The 26174-nt window shown below is 44.7% G+C and carries 19 protein-coding genes and 2 pseudogenes; 12 read left to right on the forward strand and 9 right to left on the reverse strand.

Annotation, left to right across the window (positions count from 1 at the left end):
- The first annotated feature begins 45 nt into the window (after positions 1 to 45).
- Positions 46 to 1254 (forward strand): tetratricopeptide repeat protein, encoded by a 1209-nt coding sequence (locus tag QT998_RS01320; protein ID WP_333217895.1) that lies wholly within the window; start codon positions 46 to 48, stop codon positions 1252 to 1254.
- A 105-nt stretch (positions 1255 to 1359) separates the two neighbouring features.
- Here QT998_RS01320 and QT998_RS01325 read toward each other — a convergent pair whose 3' ends face one another.
- Complete coding sequence (locus QT998_RS01325) at positions 1360 to 2232, reverse strand: S-methyl-5'-thioadenosine phosphorylase (protein ID WP_333113432.1); 873 nt, start codon at positions 2230 to 2232, stop codon at positions 1360 to 1362.
- A gap of 692 nt (positions 2233 to 2924) precedes the next feature.
- Here QT998_RS01325 and QT998_RS01330 point away from each other — a divergent pair.
- From QT998_RS01330 to QT998_RS01345, 4 genes are all read left to right on the forward strand, one after another.
- Positions 2925 to 4034 (forward strand): glycosyltransferase, encoded by a 1110-nt coding sequence (locus tag QT998_RS01330; protein WP_333113430.1) that lies wholly within the window; start codon positions 2925 to 2927, stop codon positions 4032 to 4034.
- 1085 nt (positions 4035 to 5119) lie between these two features.
- A complete protein-coding gene (sat, locus tag QT998_RS01335; RefSeq protein WP_333113428.1) occupies positions 5120 to 6301 on the forward strand; it encodes a sulfate adenylyltransferase in 1182 nt (393 codons plus the stop codon).
- A 519-nt stretch (positions 6302 to 6820) separates the two neighbouring features.
- Positions 6821 to 8137: an RNA-guided endonuclease InsQ/TnpB family protein gene (locus QT998_RS01340; RefSeq protein WP_333087591.1), complete on the forward strand. Its 1317-nt coding sequence runs from the start codon at positions 6821 to 6823 to the stop codon at positions 8135 to 8137.
- Between the two features lie 56 nt (positions 8138 to 8193).
- A complete protein-coding gene (locus tag QT998_RS01345) occupies positions 8194 to 10398 on the forward strand; it encodes a caspase family protein (RefSeq protein ID WP_333087593.1) in 2205 nt (734 codons plus the stop codon).
- 608 nt (positions 10399 to 11006) lie between these two features.
- Here the strand turns inward: QT998_RS01345 and QT998_RS01350 are convergent.
- Positions 11007 to 12308: a valine--pyruvate transaminase gene (locus QT998_RS01350; RefSeq protein WP_333087594.1), complete on the reverse strand. Its 1302-nt coding sequence runs from the start codon at positions 12306 to 12308 to the stop codon at positions 11007 to 11009.
- Between the two features lie 342 nt (positions 12309 to 12650).
- Here QT998_RS01350 and QT998_RS01355 point away from each other — a divergent pair.
- The 4 genes and pseudogenes from QT998_RS01355 (at position 12651) to QT998_RS01370 (ending at position 16808) form a co-directional block, all read left to right on the forward strand.
- Positions 12651 to 13372: pseudogene (locus QT998_RS01355) on the forward strand (IS1 family transposase).
- A gap of 375 nt (positions 13373 to 13747) precedes the next feature.
- Complete coding sequence (locus QT998_RS01360; protein WP_333087596.1) at positions 13748 to 14290, forward strand: carboxymuconolactone decarboxylase family protein; 543 nt, start codon at positions 13748 to 13750, stop codon at positions 14288 to 14290.
- 286 nt (positions 14291 to 14576) lie between these two features.
- Positions 14577 to 15782: an adenylate/guanylate cyclase domain-containing protein gene (locus QT998_RS01365; protein ID WP_333087598.1), complete on the forward strand. Its 1206-nt coding sequence runs from the start codon at positions 14577 to 14579 to the stop codon at positions 15780 to 15782.
- Between the two features lie 186 nt (positions 15783 to 15968).
- Entirely contained in the window at positions 15969 to 16808 is an 840-nt protein-coding gene (locus QT998_RS01370; RefSeq protein WP_333113425.1) for a Tab2/Atab2 family RNA-binding protein, read from the forward strand.
- A gap of 136 nt (positions 16809 to 16944) precedes the next feature.
- Here the strand turns inward: QT998_RS01370 and QT998_RS01375 are convergent, their stop codons facing one another.
- The 4 genes from QT998_RS01375 to hpf all read right to left on the reverse strand — a co-directional run bounded on the left by QT998_RS01375 (position 16945) and on the right by hpf (position 19432).
- Entirely contained in the window at positions 16945 to 17145 is a 201-nt protein-coding gene (locus QT998_RS01375) for a hypothetical protein (RefSeq protein ID WP_333087601.1), read from the reverse strand.
- A 289-nt stretch (positions 17146 to 17434) separates the two neighbouring features.
- On the reverse strand, positions 17435 to 17656 hold the full coding sequence (locus QT998_RS01380) for a hypothetical protein (RefSeq protein ID WP_333113423.1): 222 nt from the start codon (positions 17654 to 17656) through the stop codon (positions 17435 to 17437).
- Between the two features lie 422 nt (positions 17657 to 18078).
- Positions 18079 to 18399, reverse strand: a complete 321-nt coding sequence (locus QT998_RS01385; protein WP_333087606.1) for a Uma2 family endonuclease — start codon at positions 18397 to 18399, stop codon at positions 18079 to 18081.
- Positions 18400 to 18808: 409 nt separating this feature from the next.
- Positions 18809 to 19432, reverse strand: a complete 624-nt coding sequence (gene hpf / locus QT998_RS01390; RefSeq protein ID WP_333087607.1) for a ribosome hibernation-promoting factor, HPF/YfiA family — start codon at positions 19430 to 19432, stop codon at positions 18809 to 18811.
- 150 nt (positions 19433 to 19582) lie between these two features.
- Between hpf and lipB the strand changes: the two genes are divergently transcribed.
- Positions 19583 to 20266: a lipoyl(octanoyl) transferase LipB gene (gene lipB, locus QT998_RS01395; protein WP_333087608.1), complete on the forward strand. Its 684-nt coding sequence runs from the start codon at positions 19583 to 19585 to the stop codon at positions 20264 to 20266.
- A gap of 74 nt (positions 20267 to 20340) precedes the next feature.
- Here lipB and QT998_RS01400 read toward each other — a convergent pair whose 3' ends face one another.
- Positions 20341 to 20895: a single-stranded DNA-binding protein gene (locus QT998_RS01400; RefSeq protein WP_333087609.1), complete on the reverse strand. Its 555-nt coding sequence runs from the start codon at positions 20893 to 20895 to the stop codon at positions 20341 to 20343.
- Between the two features lie 400 nt (positions 20896 to 21295).
- Positions 21296 to 23842, reverse strand: coding sequence for a mannose-1-phosphate guanyltransferase (locus QT998_RS01405; RefSeq protein WP_333113421.1), 2547 nt, complete (start codon positions 23840 to 23842; stop codon positions 21296 to 21298).
- Positions 23843 to 24413: 571 nt separating this feature from the next.
- Between QT998_RS01405 and QT998_RS01410 the strand changes: the two genes are divergently transcribed.
- On the forward strand, positions 24414 to 24611 hold the full coding sequence (locus tag QT998_RS01410) for a hypothetical protein (protein ID WP_194070129.1): 198 nt from the start codon (positions 24414 to 24416) through the stop codon (positions 24609 to 24611).
- A gap of 7 nt (positions 24612 to 24618) precedes the next feature.
- Positions 24619 to 25356 (forward strand): class I SAM-dependent methyltransferase, encoded by a 738-nt coding sequence (locus tag QT998_RS01415; protein WP_194010509.1) that lies wholly within the window; start codon positions 24619 to 24621, stop codon positions 25354 to 25356.
- Between the two features lie 169 nt (positions 25357 to 25525).
- On the opposite strand, the pseudogene QT998_RS27350 reads toward QT998_RS01415, so the two are convergent.
- Positions 25526 to 25795, reverse strand: a pseudogene (locus tag QT998_RS27350) (transposase); the annotation flags it as partial.
- Between the last annotated feature and the right edge of the window lie 379 nt (positions 25796 to 26174).

The raw sequence follows: 26174 nt of genomic DNA on the forward strand, positions 1-26174 counted from the left end.
ATCGTACTTACCAGCATCTCTTGACATATGAAAATCGCAAATCAGGTGCGTATCACTAAGGCAATGCGTTTGTCAAGTATTTTTAGAGCAAGTATTAGCCCGATCGCCTTTTCGACTATTCTAGTCTGCGCCTGCAGCGTTTCTGCTTCACAACCGAGGACGGCAGGACTGTTGGTGCAGCAACAATTGCCAGAGCAGCAAATTAAAGCAGAAATTCGCGATCGAGTTCAAGAAGAAGTTGACACTGCTTTCGGGCGCACGGCGACACTGCTAAACGGGCTGGTAATTGCTTTAACTTTGCTTCCGACAGCAGCCGGAGTCGGGGTTTGGTTTCTGTTTAATAAATTGTCCCAGCAGACAACAAGTGCTCGCCAAGAAATCGAAAGTCTCCATTACGATACCATCTCTCAATTAAAACTATTAATTTCCGATGCTGAAGGCATTTTAGGGGAAATTAAACACCAAAGTCACCAAGCGGATGCAGAAACAGACTTGTTATTGCCCGACGCCCAAATTCAAGAATTTACTCCGGTTAACTACGGCAATTACCAACAGTTATTGACGGCGGGAGACTATGCCAAACAGGGAGATGCTTGTTTCTTTGAAAACCGCTACGAAGATGCGATCGCAGCTTACAATCTCGCCCTGCAAATTCAGCCGGATTTAGCAGATACCTGGAACAACCGGGGAGTAGTGCTCACTAGAATGCAGCGCTATCCAGAGGCGATCGCCTCCTACGAACAAGCTACGACAATTCGCCCGCAGTATCCCGACGCTTGGAACAACCGAGGCGTAGTATTGTTGGAATTGCAGAAGTACCCGGAGGCGATCGGCTGTTACGAACAAGCCATCCAAGCCAAACCCGACTACGCCGATGCTTGGAACAACCGAGGCGTTGCTTTTTCCAAAATGCAGGAATACGAACAAGCAGTAATTTCCTACAATAAAGCCCTACAAATCAAGAATGATTATACTGACGCTTGGAACAATCGAGGCGTTGCACTCTCAAAACTGCAAAAATACGAAGCAGCGATCGCTTCCTACGACAATGCTGCTAAAATCCGGCCTGACTTTTACAGGATTTGGTACAACAAAGCCCGATGCTATGCGCTACAAGGTCAAATTGAATTAGCAATTGAAAATTTAAAGCGCGCCCTCAATCTCAATCCTAATTTGTGTAAACAGTTAGCAAAAACCGAAGTTGATTTAGAAAAAATTCGCGAACACGATGCGTTCAAGCAGTTGATTAATTAATACCGTCTGGAACACCAACATTGAGAAACCGGATTTCTCTCGAAAAATCTTTGGTAGGATGCCAAACTAATCTAAGAAACCCGGTTTCTGGTTCTAGCGTCTGCTCTATAAATACTTCTTCAACAACAAACCCATTTTATCCTTGGTTCTGGCAGGCACTCGATCCAGCCGAGTCAGAATTGCATATTTCAAAGCTGAATGTGCATCAGATACTGGGGGATTTTCTGTTAGTCTACGGACTGTTTCTTGAATGACTTTTTGAGCATTCTCTGCATTGCGGTGCAAATTTGCTATTACCATTTCTACTGTTACGCTGTCGTGATCTTCGTGCCAGCAGTCGTAATCGGTCACTAATGCTAAAGTTGCGTAGGCAATTTCTGCTTCTCTGGCTAATTTTGCTTCGGGCAAATTTGTCATCCCGATGACTGTCGCCCCCCAACTGCGGTAAAGGTGGGATTCTGCTTTTGTGGAAAATGCGGGGCCTTCCATGCAGACGTAAGTGCCGCCCCGGTGCAGGGTAACATCGGGGATGTTTAAGGATTCGATCGCACTTGCCAACACTTTAGCCAATTCGCCGCAAATCGGGTCGCCAAATGTAATGTGAGCAACAATTCCTTCTCCAAAAAAAGTAGAATCTCGATTTTTTGTGCGATCGATAAACTGATCCGGCACTACCATATCTAAAGGTTTTGCCTCTGCTTTCAGAGAACCAACCGCCGACGCTGAGATTAAATACTCAACTCCCAAACTCTTCATTGCATAAATATTTGCCCGATACGGCACTTCTGAAGGCAAAAAAGTGTGGTTGCGGCCGTGTCTTGCCAGAAATGCCACGGGCGTACCGTCCAAGGTTCCCACAATTGCGGCATCCGACGGCGATCCAAAAGGTGTATCAATTTTTACCTCTTCAACATCTTTGAGGGCTGCCATTTTATACAAACCGCTGCCACCGATAATTCCAATTTTTGCTTGTGCCATTTTTTACCTTCTGCCTGAGTTTCACAACAGTGATTATATCGGGCCACCGTTAAATTAGCTTGACACAGTCCCGGGCCTGAAGGCGTGGGAATTCTAGGATACTGGCAAAGGATGCGGAGCAAGCCCCGTCTGACACCTTCTCTCCTACTAGACAATCCCCTGCCTAGTTGGATTTCTCCAAACAACCAGAACTGGTTTTCTTTCTTTAGGTCTGACAGACATTTTGAACCCCGGCTTTTACCCCGGGCGATTCTTTTTATACCAGTTGAACTGCTTCGACTACATTCTCGCGGTGCGTTTGAAATTTTACCTACCCTACTTCTGGGCAGAACCTCTTACCTCAAGTCTGTTGAAAAACTTGTATTGAATCTTACTACAAAATTTCAGGGATATTACGTAGTTCAATATTGCTTAATTTCCTTAGAGATAGAAAAGCCGTCGAGCTTATGACGGGGCTCTTACCCCAATTTTTCGGTAAATATTCTTAAACATTTCATCACAATAGTCACCAGACACACACTATAGAACGCATTTGACATCTATTCCCGACTTATTACCACAACTAGGTTTGGGCGAATCAGTAGAATCCTAGATTTAGGCTAGAATAGTTGCCCTGTAAGGAAGGATTTTACAAAAGATATCAAATGGATTCTATAATACTTTGGATACTACTCTAAGGTAAGCAACTAGCTATGAATATTTTTATACTCTCTTCACGGGGTTTATCATCTAGCGTTTTCTGGGACACAGTTTTTGAATTAGAAAATATTCTGGTACGAACCTGCAACGCAAAACTTTTGATACCATCGGGTCGGGACTTACTAAAGTGGTCATCGGAACTGCCTCCACTAGCTAATCGAATTGTCCGTAAAGCTATCAAGTCTACTACAGGTTTCTATAAGTTAGCCTCTTTTCCTGAATTGTCGAACAAATCCAATGTTTTACTGACTATTGGCATCTCAGGCTCAGATTTAGAACTACTATCAAGCATACCTAAGTGGCGGCAACGTTTTGATCTTGTTATCGGTTATGTGTTCGACGCCTGGAATCCTAACATTTACTCGAAAAATGTCTATCATTTAGATCATTTATTCGTTGCGCTACCCGAAGTTATAGATGAACTCCAGCAATATTTTAACATCCCAGTATCGCTGCTGCCTTTTGGCGCTGATGTTCTTGGTCAAGGTTCGTGTCAAGTCAAACGTTCCATTGATTTAACTAGCTTTGGGCGGATACCCGAACAGTATCACAAGGCTTTTTTTAATAAATTCAATCAACCTGGTTCCGAAAAAATCTACTATAGATCGACACCCCGGAACCAAGTAAAATTTCCGAAATTGCCTTACGAAAAACGTCAAGATGAAGAAGATACTCTCCTACTATTTCATATTTTGAGAAATAGTAAAATTACCTTAGCATTTGACACGATATATCCTGGTATGCGTAAGTTTCCTTACTCATTTATTACGCTGCGGTGGTTTTACGGTGCTGCGACTGGTGGCGCGATTGTTGGGAAACGTCCAACTACACCTCTGTATGATGAGTTGCTGAACTGGGAAGATGCAACTATTGAGTTACCAGACAATCCACAAAAAAGTGTGGAGTTAGTTGAAGAACTTTTACAAGACACGCAGCGCCTTCAGTCGATATACAAACGCAACTATGTTGAGAGTTTAGCTCGTCACGATTGGAGATATCGGATTCAGAGTATGCTGGAGAAAGTTCAAATTCCCTTACCTCATCTGCTGGGTGAAGAATTATTGCAACTGAAAATGCTTCATAACAAGTTGGTCGCAAACTAGCTAGTTGTCAAAAAATAAAAGCTATAGATTTGAATAGTATTGAATTTTAACAGGATGACGCTTAACTTTACGGTGAATTTATCGCCGATATTTAGTAATAGTTTATTAGCGATGAATTCCCTAACGGAGTAGAGATGATTTATTTTTTTATATAATGAGAAATAAGTGGATAATTTGAAAACTAAGCCAGTGTTTATACGGGTCTTTACACAGATTCGTATTAATAAACAAAAAATTACAGATATCCATGTCAGGGAACAAATATGAAAATGGGAGGCAGACAAAACCCAATCTTTTTAATGTGTTTACAATTGTGTGAACTTTCTCAGCGTTCATAGAACCTGGCATAAAATTGTGAAACTCGATAGTTATTTGCTTAATATTGCGGAGCGTGGCATCGCTGATCGAGTTAAAAAGGGCTTGTTTGGTACCTTAAAATCTACTTTCAAGACATCAATTAACTCAACTTTATGGTTATTTAAAAAAGTGTCGAGTGTGATTCCCTCGACTGATATAATGTCATGTCTAGTCTAGTAAATTATAATCGTAATATTTGGTTTTTGTTGTCGAAATCAACCGGACATGATATAATTTGATGAAGACCGCTAACTGCTTAGTCGCTAACAATAGGGCATTTCTAATATTGTGAGAAATATAAATTTAGAGGCTAATTTTGATCTGAAAAAACACAGTTAACTTTTAAGAATTAGTTGTTTGTATGATTTAAAAATGTACAGCAGGAAAGGCTTTTATGAGTAAATATGACAATTAAATTCACGATTTATCTATTCGCTGAATCGATAGAAGTTCGCCCATGAAGTGATAATTAAAGACTAAAAGTTTATTAATTTGGCAGGAATAATATGAGCTTTAAGATTTGTCAATCCTGAATGTTTTTGTCAGAAGTCGATAAATTTTGTTAGAAAATTATAAAATATTATAACCTAGCTAATAAATTATATTTTGTAAATATAATGTATATTCTGTGCTGGAGTTTACTAGAAAAACTGATTAAGTGTAACAACACCTTGGTAGGATATAGGTAGCTAAAGTCCAACATCTTAAATCTAAAACCTCAAATCGACATGAGCCAGAATTTAGACCGCATTGCCCCTCACGGCGGCATCCTGGTCAACCGCATTGCCACACTAGACCAAAGACAAGAATTTTTTGACAAAGCAGAAGTATTGCCGCGAGTTCAGCTTTCGGATCGATCGATCTCTGACCTGCAAATGATCGCCATCGGAGCCCTGAGCCCCCTCAAAGGGTTCATGAACGAAGCTGATTATCGATCGGTCGTCAAAGAAATGCGCCTGTCCAACGGCATCCCTTGGTCGGTTCCCATCACCCTCTCAGTCAGCGAAGCAGTCGCCGACAACCTCAAAGAAGGCGCGTTAGTGCGCCTCGACTCCCCGGCTGGCGAATTTGTCGGCATCTTGGAACTCGCAGAAAAATACCGCTACAGCAAAGAAGAAGAAGCCGTCAACGTCTACCGTACCGACGACCTCAAACACCCGGGCGTGCAAGTAGTAGACCAAGCCGGGCCGGTTAACCTCGCAGGCGACGTTTGGCTATTGGAACGCGAACTAGACGCCCGGTTTCCTCAATATCAGATTGACCCGGCGAAATCGAGACAGATGTTCAAAGAAAAAGGATGGAAAACTATAGTCGGTTTCCAAACCCGAAATCCCATCCACCGGGCCCACGAATATATCCAAAAATGCGCCTTAGAAACAGTAGATGGCTTGTTTCTGCACCCGCTAGTAGGGACGACTAAAGATGACGACATCCCGGCTGACGTGCGGATGCGTTGTTACGAAATTTTGCTAGAAAAATACTATCCAAAAGACCGCGTAATTTTGGCAATTAATCCGGCGGCGATGCGCTACGCTGGGCCCAGAGAAGCCATTTTTCATGCTTTAATCCGCAAAAACTACGGGTGCACTCACTTTATTGTAGGGCGCGATCACGCTGGAGTTGGCGATTATTACGGCACTTACGATGCCCAACACATTTTTGACGAATTTGAGCCGGGAGAATTGGGAATTGTGCCGATGAAATTCGAGCACGCTTTCTATTGCAAGCTGACGGAACAAATGGCTACAACTAAAACAAGTCCCAGCAGTCCCGAACAACGGGTGCATTTGTCTGGAACCAAGGTGCGGGAAATGCTGCGGGCTGGAAAATTGCCACCGCCACAGTTTTCTCGACCGGAAGTTGCAGCCGAATTAGCTAAGGCTATGAATATTTTTAGTTACGAGATTTAAGTCTTGAACTTTGGTATTGGTGGCATTCTGAAAAGTTTTAACTTTTGAGTTTCAAGGTGAAATTTAAAAATTTCACCTTGAAACTCAAAAATTTTAACTTAAAACTTAAAAAATATCTGAATAATTAACAGTCACCATCTACAAAAATTAGGCGAAAAGTGGTTTGATAGGCTAGTTATAATAGTAAGGTGTGGTGTGCATCGCCGGCGAGGCGTGCCGCACCGGAACTCATTAGCCAAACGGTGGTTGTACCTGCTAATTATAGGGTTCTCGGCGTGCGGTGCAAACCTGCAATATAAAGGTTCTGCATCAGCCCGGATATAATTAAATTCCCAAAAAATATTGAGGGGCATTTAAGTTAAAATTAACCGCATCAGCAGGAGTCCCGCACCAAACACGGTACTCCGTTGAGTGACGCGAGGAATGCGCGTGAGGCGTACCCACCGAACAAATCTTTGATTCCCGCTATTGCAGTATTAGTTTTCACGAGATACAATAAAACCAGAGTTTGTGAATGTAATGTCCCAAGTAATCACCGCCAAGCTAAAACTCAAACTGACTACCGAGCAAAAAGCTTTGGTATCTCAGACTGCTTTAGCCTACCGAGATGCTTTGAATTATACTTCACAAGTTGCTTTTGATGCAGGCAAAACCAGCAATGGTGCTAAGCTACAAAAAGCGGTCTACAACGAATTGCGGGTGAAATTTGGGCTGGGAGCGCAAATGGCTTGCAATGTACCCAGACAAGTTTCTGGGACTTACAAAACGTTGTGGACTAAGGCCAAACAATCTAACGATGCTATTGCTTCATGCTACACCACGAGACGATATAAAGCGTTAGACAAAGCCCCCAAATATATCTCTCGAACTTGTACCTTAAATTATCAACGTGACTACTCTTTTAAAGCCGGGAGGCAAGTGAGTATCATCACTCTCCAAGGTCGAATAGTAGTGACCTATGAGGGCTACAATAAGCATTTAGATTTAATTGCCAATGGTGCAAGGATTGGAACAGCTAAAATTGTCTATCAGCGTTCCTCCAAGATCTACTATCTGATGGTAAGCCTTGAAGTAGAAACGCTTGAAATTGACCCACTAAAAATAACTAGAATTTCTGGTGTTGACGTGGGTATGCGCTACTTAGCGGTAGAAACAGACTTACAAAATAAGTCTAAATTCTACTCAGGGAAGAATGCTAGACATCAAGCTAATCGCTATCATAAAGCACGGATGACTCTTCAGCGTAAAGACACTCGTTCAGCGAAGCGAAGATTAATCGCTCTGTCTGGGAGAGAGAGACGGTTTATCGCTGATGTGAACCACCAAATCAGTAAGGATATTGCCAAACCTAACACCCTAATTGGACTAGAAGACCTCACCGGAATCCGGGACAGGACTAGGACGAAATCGGGCAACAAGGCAAGCAAGAAGAGACGAGTAGCTAATCGAAACAAAGCTAAATGGTCTTATGCCGAATTGCACGGGTATATTGACTATAAAGCCCATCGAAATGGTTCGTTAGCGACTAAAGTTCCGGCTCATTACACGTCGAAAAGTTGTCCTAAATGTGGACATACTTCGGATGCTAATAGACCAAACAAAGGACTATTGTTTCGATGCGAATGTTGTAGTCATGAGCTTCATGCCGATTTGATTGGTGCACGAAATATTGCAATGAGAGCGTTGCTTGTCCGGCAAGACTGGATGAGCACGGGGAGCTTGTCAGCATCCCCTGATGTATCGAAGGATGAAACCAAAGCCCAAATCCTGCAAAGGTTTTCGGAATTGCGGTGGACTTCAGATGCAAGCCTGCACGCTCGGCGGTACTCCGCTTAGTGTCGGGTAGTTGACAACAGAAAATTCACAGCTATTTAAAAAACAGCTATTTAAAAATGGGACTGAAGCGGCGGGAATTTTTACAGCAAGCTGGCCGGATGCTGGCAGCGATCGGCATCAGCGAAACTTTGTGGTTGCGGTTGGGCGATCGCTACCTCCAAGCCTTAGCCCAGCCGACTGCGCGTAAATTGGCTTTGTTGGTGGGGATCAATAAATATCCAGACTCGCCTCTGTATGGCTGCGTGACGGATGTGGAATTACAGCGGGAATTATTGATCGAGCGGTTTGGATTTGCGCCGTCGGACATTCTGACTTTGACTGACGATCGAGCTACGAGGGAAAATATCGAGACGGCTTTTGTCACTCATTTAACCGAACAAGCAAAACCAGGCGATGCGGTGATTTTTCACTTTAGCGGCTGCGGTAGTCGAGTCGGTTCGATCGACACTCCAGGCAAATTGCACAATAGTTTGGTGCCGGCGGATGACGTTGTACCGCTGTTAGCAAACCGAGCGGTGAATGATATTTCAGAGGAAACGCTGCTGCTGTTGATGCGATCGCTCCCGACAGAAAAGGCGATCGCCATCCTCGACACCAGCTACACCTATCAAAAATTGCCCAAAAACGGCAACTTTCGCATTCGCTCCCGTCCGCGCTCCACCATCGGCCAGCAAAGCATCGGAGAATTAACGTTTGCCCAAGGCCTCAGATCGAGATCAAATCTCCGTCCGGCGGCCGCGGTACTTGCTGCTGCTGCGAATTCCCAACTCGCCGCCGAACAACAGTGGAACGGATTTACCGCTGGTTTGTTTACCTACGCCCTCACCCAAACTCTGTGGTTAGCAACTCCCGCTAGTAGTTTCAGCGTCAGTTTCAGTCGCGCCGCAGGTACTGTCGAGGAAATGGCGGGGTTATTGCAACAACCGCAAATTCGCCATGACAATTTAACGGCACCGCCTGCAGTTAATTTTTCAAATTTAATGTTGAATTCTGTGGCGGCTGATGGCGCTGTAACGGCGGTGGAAGATGGCGGCAAAACTGTGCAGTTGTGGCTCGGCGGTTTGTCGGCGGGGGTTTTGGAATGGGCGGGGAACTCGGTATTTGCTGTGGGTTCGCCTGCTGCATCGATCGAGGGCGATTCCCTAGGCGATGGGTACACTTCACTACTTTTGGTGCAGGCTCGCACGGGCTTGACTGCTAAGGCTCAAATTTTAGACGGGGGCGATCGCCCAAACAGACAATTAACCGCCGGCGAACTCGTGAGGGAAGAAATTCGGGTATTTCCGCGAAAAATCGGTTTGACAGTAGCTTTGGACTCTGGTTTGGAACGCATCGAGCGGGTAGACGCCACGAGTGGCTTTGCGACTGTGCCGCAAGTTTCGGTGGTAGGGAGCGATCAACCCGCTGACTATCGGTTTGGCACAGTCCCGGAAACGATTTTAGCTGAAACTTCGTCGGATCGGCCTGTTTTGTATCAACGGCGCTACGGCTTGTTTTCTCTGGCCCAAAGGCCGGTTCCCGACACCGAGGGCGACGGGGGAGAAGCGGTGAAGGTGGCCGTGCAGCGGTTGGCTCCGCAGTTGAAAGCGTTGCTGGCGACGAAGTTGCTGCGGCTGACTGTCAATGAGGGGTCTTCGCGACTGAAGGTGCGGGCGGTGCTGTCAACTATGGCCCCGCAAGCCAAGGTGATGGTGGAGCGGGAGCCGGTGCGAGCCGATCGCACTTATCGCTTGGAGCCCATGAGCGCAGACAGCGAGAAATCGGCAAATATCGATATGCTCAGCGTCAACAAGGGCGATCGAATTCAGCACAGACTGTTTAACGAAAGCGATCGCCCAGTGTATGCTGCGGTGTTTTCGTCGGATAATGCCGGACACCTGTTGGTAATGAATTCTCAGATCGAAAATTATCCCGGAGCGATGTCGGTGGCGATCGCCCCCGGAGAGAATTTGACTGTACCGGGCGCTGGGACTTTCGGCTGGGCGGTATCGGGCCCGAGCGGACTGGGGGAAACTCTAATTATATTTAGTGAAAAACCCTTCACTCGAACTCAGACGGCGATCGAGGAAGGAATGCAGCAAGTGAGGAATGCTTCACCAATCCGAGAATTGTTGAATCCTTTAATTGTCGCGCAGGCCGTCTTGGAAGATTTGCACAATGCTAGTATTCCGGGTGTGGAGAAGTTGGGGATTTCCACTGATGATTTGGCTTTGGATGTGAATATTTGGGCAAGTTTGAGTTTTGTTTATCGGGTAATTTAATTGTAAAATTGCGAAGGTTTTTTATGGGAACATCTGTGCATGAGCTTTATAATAGGGCTTTTTAAAATGCCGGAGATGCACCCGTTTTCTACAACAGATTAGCTTCCTAAATCATATCCAATCCGGTAGCATCAGAATAAATTCACTGTTGACTGTTGACTGTTGACTGTTAACATCATGAGGAGTGCTACCGGATTTGATATCACAGATCGATACAGAAACCGCAGATATCAGGCAGATCGACGCCGATTAATATCAAATCCGGTAGCATCGGAATTATAAAATCGAGTCAGATCAAATCCGCGTTTCATAGTTCTGTATTCATCTCTCTCTTGTCTTCCTCTGTGTTCTCTGCGCCCTAGCGCCGGTTAAATCACCTGACGATGCTACCGGAAACGATATAACGCAGACAATTGAAGGAATTGAAGGCGATTTAGTGCCAGAAGTCTAATATCATGTCGGGTCGATTACTATAATGCAAAACGGATCTGTGCGGTCGATCGACCGGACACGATATAACCTATAATCGAAATCTACCGGAGTAAAACATCGATATTCATATGCTTGTTTCCGCTAACTGGGAAACTATATGTTCGAGCGTATTCCTATTAGCCGCGATAAACTTTTTCCACGAGTTGAGCCAAGCGTTTCATCGCAGTCTCAATTTCATCATTTGTCGCAGTCAAACTAATTCGCAAACATTCGTGCTTGTGCTGCCAATCTTCCCGCAAACCGGGGAAGAAAGAACTTCCCGGCACGACTATTACGCCGACTTCTTTCAATTTTTGGTATAGTTCCCAATCCGTCATTGGCAAATCTTTCAGCCACAACCACGCAAAAATTGCTCCTTCGCCTCGGTGCAAGAACCACGGCAAATCCTTCGGCATCGATTGTTCTAAGGTGGTTTCTACGATCGCAAATTTGCTTTGATAGTACGGGCGAATTACGTTGAAGGAAATGTCGGCAAGAGCGCCGGAATTAATGGCGCGTGTGGCGATCGCCTGTCCGTATCTCGGCGAATGAATGCACATATTGGTCTGAAAAGATTCTAATATTTGAATAATGTTTCGATCGCCGATCGCAATTCCGATTCTTTCTCCCGGCAATCCCGCTTTTGACAAACTCATGCAATGCACGATGTTGCCGCCGAAAATCGGTGTCATTTCCGTAAAATTCAAGGAGGGGAAAGGAGGGGCGTAGGCGGAATCGACGAACACCGGCACGTCGAAAACAGCGGCTAAATCTGCTATTTTTTGAACTTCGTCGTTGGTGAGAACGTTGCCGGTGGGGTTGCAGGGACGGGAAAAGATGACGCAACCGGTGGTTTGGTCGATCGACAGTTGGCTGAAATCCGGCCGGTATTTGAATCGGTGCGCCGCTGCATCAATATCGAGGGTGGGTTTGCAAGCGATTACCGCTTCGGGAATTAAGCTCACGCCGCCGTAACCGGTGTAGTCTGGGCTCAGCGGTAGGACGATCGATTTGAAATTTGGGATTTCCGAATTAGGATCGGCAATCTGTGTTCGCGGTGCAGTGTAGCCGCCGAAAGCGTTGGCTGCGTAAAAGTAAATTGATTGACTTCCGGGAGTAATTAGGACATTGCGATCCGTCAAATTCAGTCCGTAACGCTGGTTAAAATCCGTCACTACAGCATCGATTAACGGCTGATAGCCTTGACTGGAACCGTAGCGGCAAACCACTTCGCCGTATTCCGGGCTCGCCAGAAGTTCGGCCGTGCAATCGCGCCACAATTTCTCGACTTCGGGCAAAATCACCGGATTTCCCGCGCTCAAATTGATAAACTCCTGCCCGCTGCCGGCTCTGAGAGTTTCAATAATATCTTTCATGATCGCCCGCACGCCGGTGAGGTGGGACATCTGAGCGCCAAACTGAGTAAGGGCAGGGTTCATAAATGCAGCGACAAAGATAAAAGTTTACAGCTTATTATAATAACTCTTGTTGCAGGCATTAGCGTAGCTTGTCTGGGCGATGGGTTGTCGATCGCCCAAACTGCCAATTAAATAAACTAGATCGCACAGCATTTTGTTTTTTCCCTTCTGCGCCCTGCTGCATCAGATGAGCTCGAATTTGTAGAGTTTGATCTGGCGATCGAACGTAGTGTTTTTTGCCGGAAAATTCGCGAAACTGGCCGTAGTATCCAATTCAAGAGTTTTGCTGAAATTTCGGGTAGTGCCCTGAAGGAAAGGATCGGAGTAAGCTATGATTAGAGAGAAGTGTTTGCCATTAGTGATATGACAGTAGAAATTAATTCTTGCCCCAATTGTGGCTCAAAAGAAGTTAGTCGTAACGGTCAGACTCGGCATCATAAACAAAACTACAAATGTCGAGAATGTGGCCGTCAATTTGTTTTGAATCCGGCATGGAAAGCAATTACCAAGGAACAACAGGAGTTAATGTCACGGATGCTACTTGAACGTATTTCTCAGGCTGGGATTGCTCGGGTATTGCAAGTATCTGAAGATACAGTACAGCGCTACGTAAATGCCGCTTCTGTCGTTGAAAAGAAGCAAGTGGAGGTAAGTGCCAAGCCAAAAAAGCGCCTGAATGTTCAGATGGATGAGTTATGGTCGTTTGTCGATAACAAAGGAAATCAGCAGTGAGTATGGCTTGCATTGGATGCCGAGACTAGGGAAATTGTTGGTGTACATATTGGGGATCGTAGCGCGGTATCAGCTCAGGCCTTATGGAATTCAATGCCACCAGTTTACCGTCAATCGGCAGTAATTTATACTGACCATTGGAGTGCCTACGATTCTGTATTCCTGGCAAACGTCATCGTAGTGTAGATAAAGATAGTGGTTTTACTAGCTATATTGAGCGCTTTAACTGCACTATTCGACAACGAGTATCTCGGTTAGTAAGAAAGAGCTTAGCTTTCTCTAAAAAATTAGAAAATCCTATAGCTGCTATTTGGCGCTTTGTGCATGATTATAATGCTAATTTACAACTTTAGATGCCTGTTTAAATTTGAATGCGGTTTTGTTCTCCGATCCTTTCCTTCAGGGCGCTACCAAATTTCGCCCCACGCGCGCGATCGACTGCCGGTGCTTGACGCTAGCTCTTGAGACAGTTTAATATTAGTATCAGACGCGATCGTAACAGAGTTTTATTTGCTCCAAGCATTGCTATAATAGTAAGTTTAATTGATCCTCAAAAGTTAGATTTGTTGCTAGCTCATTTTCAAAATTCGCGGTTTGTTGACAGCGGTGCATTTTATCATCAATCCTACTAAAGCCAAAAGATTTGGTAACGTAACCCTTGCGGTGGCGTTACATAACAACTGCGACAATCCCAACCACATCTAACAGTCGTAAACTTCAATAAAACCATGACACGCTTTCCACTTATCGAATACGAGGAAATTACAGATCCTAAAGCCAAGGAAGTCTACGAAGAAATCTTGACAGAATTGGGGTTTGGTATCGTCCCCAACCTGTTCAAGTCAATGGCAATCAACCCAGACTTATTAGAAGCAAATTGGAAAAAATTTCGGGGAACAATCCTGCAAGGAGACTTACCCAGAACTCTAAAAGAAATGGTCGGTGTCGCTATTTCCCAATTCAATAACAGCCAGTACGCTCTCCAAGTTCACCTGCACGGATTGTCTGCCTTGGGGATGAGCGAAGAAGTCCTGCGAACCCTAGTTTCTGACTTTGCCAACTGTCCTCTGCCAAAACGCGATAAAGCTGTCATTAGCTTTGGCTTGCTGGCGGCTATAAAACCCCTGGAAATGACAGAAGTTCATTACCAAAATCTGCGGGATTTAGGGCTAGATGATGCGGAAATCTTTGAGATTATTGCCACAGCAGATTTGTTTAGCTTTGTCAATCGATATACCGATGCAATTGCCCTAGAAATTGATGCTTTGTAATCTATAATCCACTACGGTTTACTTAAGATTTTTCCAAGAGAGGAACGAAGGGGGAGCATCTGGTGTTTTGCATTTATAGTGCGAGCATCTCAAGAACTTGCGTATTGTACAACTCGCGAGTTCTTGAGGTGCTCGCACGCTCAATAAAAAAATGCTTTTTGCAAAACTTCAGATGCTCCCGGAACGAAGAACGAAGCAATCGCAGTATTGATTAATTTTTCATAATCTTTTACCGCCTGGATCGTCTTAAGTAAACCGTATTGATCTATCATCTCATACCCCTATTATGGGCGAACGGCTAGAAGAGCAAGACCGAGAAGAACTTTTGTTAACTGCCCGCCGTTTGTTAGCAGAAACTCAGGCGCTTTCTATCCGCATTGCAGCCGTCAACGAAATTGCCACTGCCATTAATCGCACCCTCGATCTCAATCAGATTTTGCGGGTAGTAGGCAAGCAAGCCAAATGGCTGCTAGACTTTGAACACTGTAGCGTTTGCCTGCACAGCTCTAGCACTTGCACGACTTTATTTGGCAAGCATATCCCTATAGAGATTGCTGCCCTACCAGACAGCAGCCCAATTAACAAAGCCTTCAAAACACGTCAACCTCAATTAATTCAAGAAGCCGGTGCTACTGCTATTTTGTCGCCCTACGCTTCGCAAATTATTCTTCCTTTGGAAAGCGAAGGTAAGGTTTTAGGAACAATTAATTTTGCCACAACAAAGCCGCGAGCTTACACTCAAGAAGACCTACGAATTGGCTATCTTTTGGCTTTGCAACTATCCTCGGCAATCCGCAATGCCGAACGCTTTAAAGAGATGAATAATCTGTATTTGGAACTCGATGCCGAAAAGCACAAATCCGACCAGCTACTGTTGAACGTACTCCCGGTTGAAATTGCCGAGGAACTCAAAAATAACGGCAAAGTGGAACCCGTTCATTATGATTGCGTATCGGTTTTATTTACGGATTTTCAAGACTTTACTAAGTTATCTGAAAAGATGACTCCGCGAGATTTAGTTGACGAACTAGACTATTGTTTTTCTTATTTCGATCGCGTGATGGATAAATATTGCTTGGAAAAATTAAAAACTATTGGCGACAGCTATATGTGTGCGGCGGGAATTCCTGTCCCAATGGCAACACACGCCTTTAATGCTGTACTCGGAGCTATAGAAATTCAACAATTTATGGAGTTGCGAAAAGTGCATAAAGCTCAACACAACATTCCTTATTGGGATATCAGGATTGGTATTCATTCAGGCCCAATACTTGCTGGAGTAATTGGGAATAAGAAGTTTGCCTATGATGTCTGGGGAGATACAGTTAATACTGCATCTCGGATGGAATCTTCGGGTGTGCCTGGAAAAATTAATATTTCTAGTGCAACGTTTGAATTAGTTAAGGATTTTTGTGAATGTGAATATCGAGGGAAAATCCTTGCTAAAAATAAGGGCGAAATGGATATGTATTTGGTTAACCATCTTAAATAATACAGTGCGCGATCGCATCAACATCGAAGAAACTGGTTTTTTTATACAGTCTCGGATGCACTCCAGGCAAAGAAGCCAGTTTTTTACCCTTACTGCGGATTACCGTGTAGGATTTTCGTAAAAAAAATGCAGTGTTCCCTGGTTATATTAAAATTATTGAGTTGTAGATTTTATTTTTTAACTCCCATGCGTATTTGGCAAGCCGATTTTTACCGCCGCCCCCTGCAAGACGAAACAGGTAAACCATTGTGGGAATTATTAATTTGCGACGGGGCACAAACTTTTCAAGTTAGCGCTTTTTGCAGCCAGTCGGAAGCTAATTCTAATTGGCTGGCGGCGCAGTTGCACCAGCAAGCTCAAATTCAGAATTTGCCGGATTTGATTCAAGTATTTAGGCCTCAATCTCTCAGTTTGATCGAAGCTGCGGGCAAGGTTTTGGGTATCAAAGTAGAAGCGACTCGCCGCACTGCAGCTTTGAAATTGCTGCTGCAAAAACGGGCAGAAGAATATTTGAGTAGGCCTAATTATACAGCCGAAAATTACAGCCCGATCGCCCTTGAGACTCCGCCGCCGGTTCCTTTACCCCAAAACCTTTGGGGTGATGGCTGGCGTTTTGCTTCCCTAGCCGCAGGCGATATTGTAGAAGCTTTTCAAGAACGTCCCATACCAATATTGGAAATGCCTGAATTGCTGCTACCGCTGACTTTGGGCTTAGCTTCCACAGTACCGGTGCCCGGTGTTGTGATTGACGGCGGGCGACAGTCGATGCGGTTGGCTAAATGGCTTCAGGATGTGAAACCTTTTGCTTTGAATTATATTGCTGGTACTCCAGATGGATTGATTTTGGAAGCTGGATTGGCAGAGAGGTGGGTTGTGGCTACTTTTGAAGATAGCGAGGTGAAGGCGGCTGCAGAAATTTACCAACAGCGCCAGCAATTAAGTAAAGGATTGCATTTTTTGTTAGTGCAGCCTGATGACAGCGGTATGACTTATACAGGTTTTTGGTTGTTAAAGTTCGATCAATAATATTTAAATATGATTATTTCTGATGTGGATCGATCGCAAAATAAAAAATACTGTCCGAACTGAGTTCCAGCAGATACAAAATCAAACATAAATTTTAGAATAACTTCTCAATCTAGTCAGAGATAGTGCAGCCCAGTTATTCCACAACCAGAATCAATCCGTTTTGGATGCCCTCACACAATCGGTTAATGTAAAATTGATCCTTTTTGTCTAGCCCGTTGAGGACTGCTGAGTGAAGCAGTTGTCTGTCGAGGGGAGTAATTTGGCGGAAGGCAAAGATGCGCTGGGCGATCGCCTCCACAGAGATTTTGGGGAGGCTAGCAGAACTTACTGTCATGGTCTTCATACCCTGAAAATAGGTAACATAACTCTGTACTTTTATTTTTAAAGATTTTGTAAAGTTATTTTGTGATTGAAATCACATAGCTTTATAAATAATATAGAACCCATTTGAGATCTTTCATTCCTTACAGCTAATCCTATGAGCATCAAGCGGATAAAACCAAGCTGGAGCTTGGCATTGGCCCGTTCAAATGTCCGGTCAAAGTTTTTGACTAAGCTTTTACATCGCTTGCGAGCCAAGCATTAGATCTCTAAATCACCCACCTAGCCTTAACTGGCACAAATCATGACTTGCCTTTGGCTGCCTTTTCTGCTTTCGACGGTTTAGGTGAGAGTTGAAATTGTAGCTTGGTGATGATTGCAGGGTAAATCAGTTCCAATGCTTGGGTCAGCTTGTCAGGATGATAACCATTATCTAGCAAGATGGTAATTTTTGGAAGTTCCAGCGGTTTAGATTTGAAGTAATTAATATTTTGGGAGAGCATCTCAATCAATACGTAGGTCATCAGATACATTGGCAGGAGTGCAGTGAGTGAAGAAAGGAAAGCCTAATATATCTACAGCTAGATGTCTTTTCATCCCATTTGTCGCTTTGTAAAAACAAAAACATGAATGATTCAACACCCTTCATTACAAGTGTTCTTCACTGCTGGTGAATCGATCGTGATCAAGGTCGTCCACTGTGTTTTTTTTGACTTGTTCGCGCACTCTTCCATGTAAATCTGTTCGGACTCACCTCAGACTCAATATATTGTTCGGCTTGCAAGACATTAATTTGTAGCCCTCGCCGCGCGTACCGCCAAAGTTCCGGGATTCCGAGAACTTGATAATTATCCAACTGCGTGCGATAGGTGAGATAGATTTTTATAGCTAAGTTTGGTGGCAGATCTACACTCATATCCAGGCGATTTTTACCGATAACTGCTGCTTAATTTTGAATGTAAAAATAGGTATCCGGTTCTACAGCCTGACTCATGCGTTCGTTTTTCAACGTTGTCGAACCCAAAGACTCAAATGCTATTTGTCGTGCTTCCAATAAAAATTTTACCATGTCGCCAATTATTTCCTTGGCTTTTTCATGTTCGGGTAGGGGAACCATAATTTCTAAGAGTCCGTTACTATAGGAAATTCGGGAAGCACGACTTTCTCCCAATTCCGCTAAAATACTTTCCAATTGTTGCCAGTTCACATCTTCCACCAGTAATTGCTGACCCGGTTGAATCTTCAGTTGTCTTAATTCCAATAGCATAATTGTTCATCCTATTGTTTGTAGCGAGGATTTCACTTTTTCCTTACTGTCTAAAAATCGGGAGCATTTCAGTGTGGCATTTGAGCGTGCGAGCGTCCCCGAATAGCGAGTTTGTACAATACGCGAGCGAGGACGCTCGCACTAAATAGTGGAACACAATGAATTCACAAAAATTTGGCTACAAGCCTTCCTCCGTAAAGAAGCTGTATGTAATTAATTCTGTGCGATTACTTATAATAAAAAAATGCTTTTTGCCAAACTGAGATGCTCCCTAAAAATCCAAACCAAGAAAGGACTAAAGTCCTTACTACAAACCTTTCGTTCGTAGTGAGGAGTTTAGTCCTTTTTTGCTAACGACTTGCAGCCATTAACAATTAGAAATTATCTAGCTTTTCCCAACACTAGATTTTTAATGTGCAGCGCTTTCGGCTGTTTTGCTATGTTTGCTATTACCGTTGCCGTTGCGCGGTTGGATAACTCCATAGCCACCGTGAGTCTTGCGTTCGTAGAGCACGTTAATTTCGTCTGTTTCCGCATTGCGGAACATATAGAAATCGTGATCGATAACCTGCAATTGTTCCAAAGCATCTTGCACCGTCATTGGAGGCATGGCAAAATACTTAGTCCGCACTACCTCGGCAGGAAGTTCGGGAGTTCGATCGCCAATCAAATCCGCTGCTACAGGATGTTCATCAACTACCGCAATTGTTTTGGGACTACTCTGGATTTTGTTGTCGTGGCGTTTTTCCTTAAATTTCCGCAGTTGACGAGCGATCTTGTCGGCAACCAAATCGATGCTGGCATAAAGGCTTTCCGTGCTTTCTTCAGCTCGAATCACGCTACCGTTAGCATAAATTGTCACCTCAGCAGTCTGCTTAGGATTGATCCTGGGGTTACGAGCCACCGATAGATGAATATCGACTTCTGTAGTCAAAGTTTGAAAATGGCTAACTGCCTTTTCAATCTTTTGATTGACGTACTCGCGAATCGCATCGGTGATTTCTATATTTTTACCCTGGATAACAAGCTTCATAGAGCTCCCTCCCTTCTGTAACTTGGGTATAGTTTATACAATAGCATTATGTATTAAACAAAACACTTTTCTTTCAAATCTTTTTTATATGTTGACAATTCTTGATTTAAACTGCACCAATATTCCGTAAAAACACTATTGATTTTTTTCATGCTTTCCCCTATTATCCCTCAAAACCTAAATGCACAACCCTGCTTGCTCTTCGATTGGGGACAAGTACCTTACTCCCAAGCTTGGGAAATCCAGCAAAAACTGGTGCAAGAGCGCCGGGAAAATCCTGATTTGCCTGATGTGCTGATTTTGCTGGAACATCCGCCGGTTTACACTTTGGGGCTGGGCTCGAAGTTGGAATTTCTGAAATTTGACCCCGATCGCACTCAGCCGGAATTGCACCGAGTTGAGCGGGGCGGTGAGGTGACTTACCACTGTCCGGGCCAGTTGGTGGGCTATCCCATTTTAAATTTGCGCCGTCACCAGCAGGATTTGCACTGGTATTTGCGCCAGTTGGAGGAAGTGCTGCTGGGAGTGTTGGAAGTTTGCGGGCTGAAGGGTTCCCGGGTGGCGGGTATGACTGGCGTTTGGGTGGATGGTAGCAAGGTGGGGGCGATCGGGATTAAAGTCAGCCGCTGGATTACGATGCACGGTTTTGCTTTAAATGTTTGCCCGGATCTAACAGGTTTTGGACAAATCGTACCTTGCGGGATTCCCGATCGACCGGTTGGCAGTTTGGAGCAATTTATACCGGGAATTGAGGTCGATCGCGTGAGGGCGATCGTTATGGCAGAGTTTGCTCGCGTTTTTGGAATGGAAATTGTGCGATCGTCGGAGTCATAGATAGATGGTGCGTCACTCTCAACATTCCGGCGGAGTCTCGAACAACCCGAAAGTGACGCACCCTACGGCTGTGATTAAAACGGAATCGGATCGTAATCGGGATTATCAGCTTCGTTAGACGAACCCGACTGGCGATCGGACTCAGAAGAAGACTGATGCGAGTTCCAATCCGAGCTAGACGTGCGGTTAGCAGGGCTTTGAGGGCTGCTAGAACTGCGACCTCGGGAACTCATGGGAACCACATTGCTCGGCACATTAGCCGGGGCTGTATCGCGAATTTGAGTCGGTTCCGGGGCAGTTCTAGCTGCTGGTGCAGCACTCATCGCATCGGCGCCGAGAGTGTAAATTCTTTGGGCGGTTAGTTCAGCGCGCTTTTCTTTAATACCATCTCTTTCGATCGTATTCATACCCAGCCGGCCTTCAATAATCACGCGATCGCCCTCGCGATATTTTTCGTGAATTTCTTGAGCCAAACTTCCCCATCCTATCACCTTCAAATGCTCAGGCGGATCTTCAGGTTTTGGGCCGGGAAACTGAATCAACATTTCAGCGATTTGAAGTTGATTATCTGGAGTATAACGGAGTTGCGGTTGTTGAATTATTTCCGCCATTAAAATGCAGCTATTCATCTGTTATCTTTGCGTAATTGGGAATTGGAAATTGGAAATTGGAAATTGGCTCGGATCGCGTACTGTAGATTATTATAACAAAAACGGTTCGCACTACGAACGACGACGACGAATATTATTGCGCTCAATCGAGCGGACAAAATATCGTTGGTATTTGTTAATTGGAAATTGGCGATCGGACTGGCGAATTCAGGATTGTTATACTAACAATTGCCTAAATTTTTTACAGGAGAATAAAACAGCTTTTTAACGTAGATAAACGCAGAGGCATTTCTGAAGAGTTGGTAATTTTAACAATCTTATCTGTTAATTTTTCTGCGCTATTAGCTATTAGTTGTTAGCAATTTCCAATTTCCAATTTCCAATTTCCAATTTCCAATTTCCAATTCCCCACTACCAATTATTCATTACGACCAAAGGTATCTTGGAGAACCGCAGCCTCGGTTTGAGTGACAAAATCGTGAACGAAGGCGCGGTACTCCTTCAAAGTTTCCGATACCCAATCTCGGTCTTCGCTGTTCGCGAAGATATGAACTGTGGGTTCGCTAGCATCGGGCAAAACTAATACCCAATTGTCGTCGCTGTAGTTAAAAATCTTCACTCCATCTACTAATTCTAAACGATCGGGCGCATGAGTTTCTACTAAATGCCGCATCAGGGAACCTTTGACAGTCCAAGGACAGCGGACGCTGTAACTGCGGTGGGTGACGCGGGGAAGTTCGGCTTTGATCTGTCCGAGCGATCGCTCCTGAATCGTCATCATTTCTATCACTTTAGCAATGCAGAACATTCCGTCAAACCCCGGATGCAACTGCGGGAAAATAAAACCCATACTGCCACTACCGCCCAAAACTACATTCGGGTTCCTGTTAGCGGCCTCCATCAAAGCAGTTGGGTTCGCCTTAGTGCGGATTACCTTGCTTTGATAGCGGCGGGCGATCGCCTCCACCGCCGAAGACGCATTCACCGGCACTACTACTGTACCTTTCGGATTAGCAGTAAGCATCAAATTTACCATCAGCGCCGTCAGCATTTCCCCACGAATCGCTATCCCAGACTCATCTACCAAAATGAGCTGTTCGCCATTGGCCGACACCTGCACCCCAAAATTAGCGCTGAGTGCTTTCACCACTCGGCCGAGTTGGTCGAGCAAATATTCCCGTTCCCCGTTGCTCAGAGAAGTCTGCTTGAGACTCGCATTGAGCACCACCGCATCGCAGCCGAACTTAGCGAGCACTTGCGGTAGAATTGCCCCAGAAACAGCGTAAACGTAATCGATTACCACCTTAGTATTGCTGTAGCGTATTGCTTCAACATTCATCTGCCGCTCAAACATTCGGTTGTAAATTTCGAGAGCTTGGTTAAAGTACGACATCTCTCCAATTTCGGGAATTAGAGCTCTGCGTAAATCTTCCTTAAAATAAGCGCCCTCGATTTTTTTCTCAGCCGATTTAGTAATATTGATGCCTTTGATATCAAAGAATTCAATTAAAATGTGGTCGGAGCGATCGGGCGAAATGCGAACGTGAATCCCACCGGCAATTGAGATCGTAGATGTAACCGTGCGGGCGATCGGAATAGCCGTCGATTCCAAATTGACTACATTAATTCCCACCGACATCAAACCCGCAATCAAAGACCTCGAAACCATCCGCGAAATACTGCGCTGATCGCGAGAAACCGATACCGAAGTCCCCGGTTTCAAAGTCGAGCCGTAAGCCGCACCCAATTTCACCGCAAATTCCGGGGTAATATCCACATTGGCCAGTCCTTGAACGCCGCGCTGACCGAATAAATTTCGCTTAGCTTGTTCTCCCCAAATTAAATTTTGATTTAACAAAGCGCCGGATTCAATATTTTTGCTCGGCCAGACGCGCACGGAAGGGCCGATTTGTGCTTCTTCTCCCACGATCGACATTGAACCGACCACAGCACCTTCGAGGATGTGGGCGCGCCTGTCTATCCGGGTACTGCGGCAAATCACGCAGGCTGTTATGTGAGCGTCTTCGCCGATAATTGCTCCGTTCCAGACGATCGGACGTTTGAGGTTAGCGTCGGCCCCTACTGTCACGTTATCTCCGATTACTGTACCCGCATCGATTTTAACTCGGGCTGCAATCCGGCAATTATTACCGATCATCGCCGGTACTTCGACGATCGCGCTATCGTCAATAAAAGTATTTTGACCTACCCAAAGCCCCGATCGAACTTCGTTGTAGTAACTCAAATCCAGCTTGACTTTTCCTCGCAGCGCGTCGTATTGAGCTTCGCGGTAAACATCAAGCTGTCCGACATCGCACCAGTAACCCTCGGCCACGTAACCGTACATCGGCTCGTTTTTTTCCAGCAGCAACGGAAACAAATCTTTCGAGAAGTCGCACTCCTGATTTGCCGGCAGGTAGTCCAAGACTTCGGGTTCTAAAATGTAGATTCCCGTATTGACGGTATCGGAGAAAATTTCGCTGCTAGAGGGCTTTTCCAGAAAGCGGCTGATGCGGTAATTTTCCTCGGTAATCACCACCCCGAATTCCATCGGGTTAGGAACGCGAGTTAAAATTAATGTGGCTTTGGATTGCTTGCGGTGGTGAAATTCGATCGCTTCTGTCAAGTCGAAGTCTGTGATGCTGTCGCCGCTAATCACCAGAAAAGTGCGATCGAGCAATTCAGCAATATTTTTGACGCAACCAGCCGTACCCAGCGGTTGGTCTTCCTCCACAGCGTAAGTCATTTGAACGCCAAACTCTGCCCCATCAGTAAAATATTCGCGCATCACATCAGGAAGGTAGTGCAGGGTAGCAATAATTTCCGTAATGTGATGCCTTTTTAGCAAATTGATAATGTGTTCTGCGATCGGGCGATTCAGAATCGGCACCATCGGTTTAGGCAAATCGCACGTCAGGGGTCTGAGCCTCGTTCCCGACCCCCCAGCCATCAGCACTGCACGCATAAAATCCTCCTTGCTTTGAAAGCTATCTACCGTCATTGTCCGCTAGAAAAAGTTTGCCTGCTGTAACCTGTGGGGCACCGCTATCAATTCTTAGTTAATTATCTTTAAGTAGTTGCACGCCTGCGAAGTCCCAAAAAGCGAAGTCGTCCCCCAACAGCAACCGAATTTCAACCGAATCAGGATTTGCCACTTCGACTTTTAGCAAAAGTCGCTTCTTGCTTGCACCCTGAAAGCTCTTTCCTGGCTGTTATAGCAACCGCGCCCGACCTTTAGGACGTTCTCAATTGCTCAAACCCTTACTGAATATTGCTTCTTCCTTCTTCCTGATGACTGATGATCGATCGCAGCGCTCGATCGAGGATACAGCACTGCTGACTAATGACTAATGACTAATGACTAATGACTTCTGCTATATTTTTAAGCTTCCCACCATCAGCGATTTTGAAGTATCTAGCTGAAGGTGGAATTGCTACGGGTATCCCTGCGCCAAGCCGTCCGATAAATGATAGATTAAGAGTAGAGCCTTGCCTCGCTAACTCAAAATCCAATCAGTCGCTTAGGGGGTTATTTCATGGAACCGTTAATTGGATTGGTGTTGCTAGTCGCTTACGGCGGCGGTATTTGGAAATTTTGGAGCGGTTTCGATCGCACTAACTTCGACAGAAATTTTGCCAACCGCATGAAACTGTCTTTGTTGTGGCCCGCGTTAATTTTTAATAAGCCTTACCGTCAAAACTTTACAAAAGCACTCAAAGGCTCTAGAAGGTAATCCAAGAATGTCTAAAAAGTCGGAGCACCCAGTTGCAGGTCAAGAGCAGACTTGGTTTGCCAAAGGAAAATCAGATAGCTGGCAAGTTTTACTGTCGCAAGTAGCCACTCGGTTCGATCGCGAATATCAAGGAGAAGCATTCGCCCTACCCGAAGAAGTCGAAGCAATGCCAATTTTCCTAGAATCAGTCGCCGGAACCCTCCAAGCAAAAACAGTATCTCCCTTCTGGAAAATTGCCAAACCTCAAAAAAACCAGCGCTGTCTAGACATTGGCTGCGGAGTCAGCTTTCTCATCTACCCTTGGCGGGAGTGGGAAGCATATTTTTACGGTCAAGAAATCAGCAGCGCCGCGCGAGACGCATTAAACGCTCGCGGCCCCCAGCTCAATTCTAAGCTGTTCAAAGGCGTAGAATGGGCCCCCGCCCACAAGTTGAATTACGAAGAGAATCAGTTCGATTTATGCCTTGCTACAGGCTTTAGCTGTTACTATCCCATAGACTATTGGAATATTGTTATGGGAGAAGTCAAGCGAGTTTTAAAACCGGGCGGTCACTTTGTATTTGATGTTCTCAACCCCAATGCACCTCTAGCAGAAGACTGGGCAATTTTGGAAACTTATCGAGCAGGGGAAGTATTTTTAGAGACAATAGAAGACTGGGAAAAACTGATAAAAGCTGCGGGCGCTAAAGTAGTAAAAAAGCAAAGCGGCGACTTATTTCAAATGTACAAAATTCAATACAATTGAGATGTAAGAAACCTCCCCAATCTTCAAAAATTATCCAACAGCTATGGGGGTTTAGAGAAACTTTCCACAAACCGTTTTTGAAGATTGGGGAGGCGATCCAGGTTTCAATTTCTGCCATAGCTAACTTGTAAAGATTCAGGTTCTTCTGGGTTTGCGGCGATCGGAAAAATTAATTAGAAAAGCAAGCTAACAGTCGAGATAGAAAATTTTCAAAATTAACAAATCCATAGGCTTGACGCTTAATCACTTTGAGATGATTGTTGATTTCTGACCTAACACCACTAATTGTTCGGTTCAAGAAATAGTTACAAATTCCATCGATATGATTGCGAAGCATGGTTAGGGTATCACTGTAAATCGGTTGTGCTTTTTTAATCCATTCAAGCAGTGATTTTCCCCCTTTTTCCACACTATGATGACTTTCAGAAATATCTCTTAATGCTTCTTTAAATTTCTAGACAAGCTTAATCCGCTTAAATTGACTTAAAACTGTAGCCGATTTAATCCGCTCCTCTTCTTTTAAATCTACACCATTCCTCAGAACAATAAATCTGCTACCTTTGCCTTTGAGCTTGCTTTGGATTCGGATTTTATCCAATTCCTCGTTTACAAAGAAATTTTATTCTAGTTATTCGATCGCCCACAATCTAAAGGATCTGTTGCTATACTGGGCCAGGATTGGGCTTGCCGAGCAGTTTGCCACCAGCCAGCCAGTGAATTACCATTAAATTGTCAAAATGTTAAAAAATGTAAATTATAGTTAAGTGGGGTGTGTCAGTATTTTCCACGGGATTAGGAAGTGGACAGCAGAAAACCCT

Origin of the sequence: Microcoleus sp. S1D4 (assembly GCF_036700765.1) — a bacterium.
Taxonomy (GTDB): Bacteria; Cyanobacteriota; Cyanobacteriia; order Cyanobacteriales; family Microcoleaceae; genus Microcoleus.